Consider the following 3,525-nt stretch of genomic DNA (forward strand, 5'->3'; position numbering starts at 1 on the left):
AGCTCGGACCAGCCGCAGCCGTCGGCGGCGTCGTCCTCGGCCGCCTCGCGGACCACCCGGGCGACGTCGTCGGCCGTCCGGATGACGGCGCGCGCGGCGTCGTAGCGGCCCTGGAAGACCGACCACTCGTACGGACCGCCGGTGAGCGCGGCCAGCGGCGGCACCGCGACGCCGTGCCGGGTGGCCAGCTCGTCCAGGGTCGCCGGGCGCATCGCCCCGGTGAGGTGCAGGTGCGACTGGACCTTCGGCAGCGTCTCGACGGGGCGGGTCGGCACGAGCCGACCCTACCGACTGCGACCTCCGTGCGACCTTGGTCGTACGCCGGGTCCACTCGCAGGTCCGACGATTCGCGGCGTCGTTCTCGCGACGCTGGGACCGTGAGCCTTCAGACCTCCGATTCCCCGGGCGCGACGAGCGCCGTTCTCGCGCCGGCGGTGCGCGCCGTCGGCCTGACCAAGCTGCACGGCGCCGGCGACACCGCCGTCCGTGCCCTCGACGCCGTCGACGTCGCGTTCGCGGCCGGGCGGTTCACCGCGATCATGGGCCCGTCCGGGTCCGGCAAGTCGACGCTGGTGCACTGCCTCGCCGGGCTGGACACCGCGACGTCGGGACGGGTGCTGCTCGGCGACACCGACCTCACGGCCCTGAACGACACCGAGCTGACGCTGCTGCGGCGCGACCGGCTGGGCTTCGTCTTCCAGGCGTTCAACCTGCTGCCGACGCTGGACGCGGAGGCGAACGTGCTGCTGCCGCTGAAGCTGGCGGGCCGCCGCGTCGACCGGCGCTGGTTCGCCGAGGTGGTCGACGTGCTGAGCATCGGCGACCGGCTGCGGCACCGCCCGAGCGAGCTGTCCGGCGGCCAGCAGCAGCGGGTAGCCGTGGCTCGGGCGCTGATCAACCGGCCCGAGGTGATCTTCGCCGACGAGCCGACGGGCAACCTGGACTCGCGTTCCGGCGGGGAGGTGCTGGCGATCCTGCGCACCAGCGTCCGCGAGCTGGGTCGCACCGTCGTCATGGTGACGCACGACCCGGTCGCGGCGTCGTCGGCGGATCGCGTCGTCATGCTCGCCGACGGCCACGTCGCCGGCGAGATCGCCGACCCCACCCCTGACGCCGTCATCGACGGCCTGCGCCGGCTGGGCGGCTGAGCGATGCGATCGATCGTGCTGGCGGGGCTGCGCGCCCACCTGTTGCGGCTGGTGCTGACCGGCCTGGTCGTCGTGCTGTCGGTGGGGTTCACCGCGGCGACGCTGATTCTCACCGACTCCCTGGACGAGGGCAGCCGGCGCGAGCTGGCCGCCGACGCCGAGGGGGTCGACCTCGCGGTGCTGGCGTCGCCGGACGCGACGCTGTCCCCGGACGAGGTCGCCGCGATCGCCGGTGCCGACGGCGTCGCCGCGGCCGCGCCGCGACGCGAGCTCGACGTTCACACCGTCGACGCCGACGGCCGGGTCGACCCGTTCGGGTATGCCCGGCTGCTCGCGGCCCCGCTGGACGCCGACGTGCCGGACGACGGCGTACTGCTGGACCGGCGCTCGGCCGAGCGGCTCGGGCTGACGGCCGGCGACGAGATCACGGTGGCGACGGCCGACGCCGACCAGCTGGTCGGGCTGCCGATCGCCGGACTGGTCGATCCGTCGTCCGAGGCCGGGGACGACCCGGAGCTCACCGCCGGCTGGGACGTCGTGCGCGAGTTCGCCGACCCGCCGGGTGCGTCGCGCGTCGACCTGCGGCTGGAGGGCGGGGCCGACGCGGCCGCCGTCAGGTCCGCGCTCGGTGGCGAGCACGAGGTGGTCACCGGTGCGGAGCTGGGGCAGCGGCTGATCGACCAGTCGTCGAAGCAGGAGGCGCTGCGGATCCCGCTGCTGATGCTCGGCGCGGTGTCGCTCATCGTGGCCGCGTTCGTCATCGCCAACACGTTCCGGATCCTCGTCGCCCAGCGCACCCGCGAGCTGGCGCTGCTGCGCACCGTCGGTGCGACCCGGCGGCAGGTGCTGCGCGGTGTGCTGGCCGAGTCGGTCGCGGTCGGGTTGGCCGGCAGTCTCGCCGGTGTCGGGATCGGCGCGGTGACGGCGGTGGTGGCCGGGTCGCTGCTCGGGGCCTCGCTGGTGCTGACGGTGACCGGGACGACGGTGGCGTGGTCGATCGTGATCGGCGTGCTGATGACCGTCGGGTCGGCGCTGCTGCCGGCGCGGGTGGCCACCCGGGTGTCGCCGCTGGCCGCGCTGCAGGCGGTGCCGGACGGGGCGGACAGCCGGACCGCCGGGCGGACGCGGATCGTCCTCGGGCTGCTGGCGATGGTGACCGGCGCGCTGGTGCTGGTGGCGGGTGCGGCCGCGGGGACGTCGGGTGGCGGCGCCGGGCTGATCCTGGTCGTGTTCGGTGCGGCGGTGTGCTTCCTCGGCCTGCTGATCCTCGGCCCGAAGGTGGTCCCGCCGCTGGTCCGGGTGCTCGGGGCGGTGGCCGCCCGGGTCTCGGGCGCGTCCCGCTCCACGGCGGAGCTGGCGACGGGGAACGCGGTGCGCAATCAGCGCCGGGTGGCGGCAACGACGGCGGCGCTGCTGATCGGCGTCACGACGGTGGCCGGCTTCCTCACCGTCGTCGAGTCCGCCCGCGACAGCGTCCGCGTGGTCGTCGACGGGCGGGTGCCGGCGGACTTCGCCGTCCGGACCGCTGCGGCCGCGCCGATCCCGGACGACGTGGCCCGGGCGATCGAGGAGCTGCCGGAGATCGGCTCCGTCGTCGTCGACGAGGACGACCTGCTCGCCGTGAACGCGGCCGACGGCGTCGACAGCGGCGACGCCCGCGCGGCCATCGTCGCGGCGACGGACGATCACCCCGAGCTGTCCGTACAGAGCTTCGCCCAGCGCCGCGCGGACTTCGAGCAGGACCTCAACGAGGCGGTGAACCTGGTGCTGGCGATCCTGGCGCTGGCGCTGGTGATCGCGTTCATCGGGATCGCCAACACGCTGTCGTTGTCGGTGCACGAGCGGACCCGGGAGATCGGGTTGCTGCGGGCGCTGGGCCTGACCCGCCGGCAGACGCGGCTGATGCTCGGCGTCGAGGCGGCGCTTATAGGCGCGGTGGCTGCCGTCGTCGGCTCGGTGGCCGGCGCGCTGTTCGCCTGGGCCGCCGTCGTCAGCGTCGAGGAGCTGGAGTTCGTCGTGCCGTGGGGGCTGCTGGCGCTCAGCGGCGTGGTCGCGACCCTGCTCGGCGTGCTCGCGTCGATCGCGCCCGGTCAGCGGGCGGCCCGGACGTCTCCGGTGGTGGCGCTCGCGGCGGAGTGAACTCGGCGCGGCGCTCAAGGTCTGTCGTTGGCGTCACATGCGCGGGGCGACGCGGTGACACGTGGCGACGGGGACGCCACCGCCTGTTAGCCGACGCCGAGATTGCCGACGCTGCGGCCTTGGAGATGCCGATGAATGCGTGGGGCGTGTCTCGTGGTGTCGTGGTCGGCAGGTGATGCCTTCGCGGCCTGGATGGGTGAGGGATCCGCGTCGTCCTGGCTACCCGGATCCCTCACCC

The 3,525-nt window shown here is 74.6% G+C and carries 2 protein-coding genes and 1 pseudogene; 2 read left to right on the plus strand and 1 reads right to left on the minus strand.

From position 1 onward, the window contains the following. Window positions 1-275, minus strand: a pseudogene (locus DY240_RS23630) (adenosine deaminase); the annotation flags it as partial. A gap of 102 nt (window positions 276-377) precedes the next feature. Between DY240_RS23630 and DY240_RS23635 the strand changes: the two are divergent. Next, window positions 378-1,148 (plus strand): ABC transporter ATP-binding protein, encoded by a 771-nt coding sequence (locus DY240_RS23635; RefSeq protein ID WP_119662190.1) that lies wholly within the window; start codon window positions 378-380, stop codon window positions 1,146-1,148. A gap of 3 nt (window positions 1,149-1,151) precedes the next feature. Continuing rightward, a complete protein-coding gene (locus DY240_RS23640) occupies window positions 1,152-3,287 on the plus strand; it encodes an ABC transporter permease (RefSeq protein WP_119662191.1) in 2,136 nt (711 codons plus the stop codon). Window positions 3,288-3,525 lie beyond the last annotated feature (238 nt).

Source organism: Jiangella rhizosphaerae, assembly GCF_003579925.1.
Classification (GTDB): Bacteria; Actinomycetota; Actinomycetes; order Jiangellales; family Jiangellaceae; genus Jiangella; species Jiangella rhizosphaerae.

Bases quoted from the DNA above. Each gene is read 5' to 3' on its own strand.
- DY240_RS23640 (WP_119662191.1), top strand. From the start codon at position 1,152: ATGCGATCGATCGTGCTGGCGGGGCTGCGCGCCCACCTGTTGCGGCTG.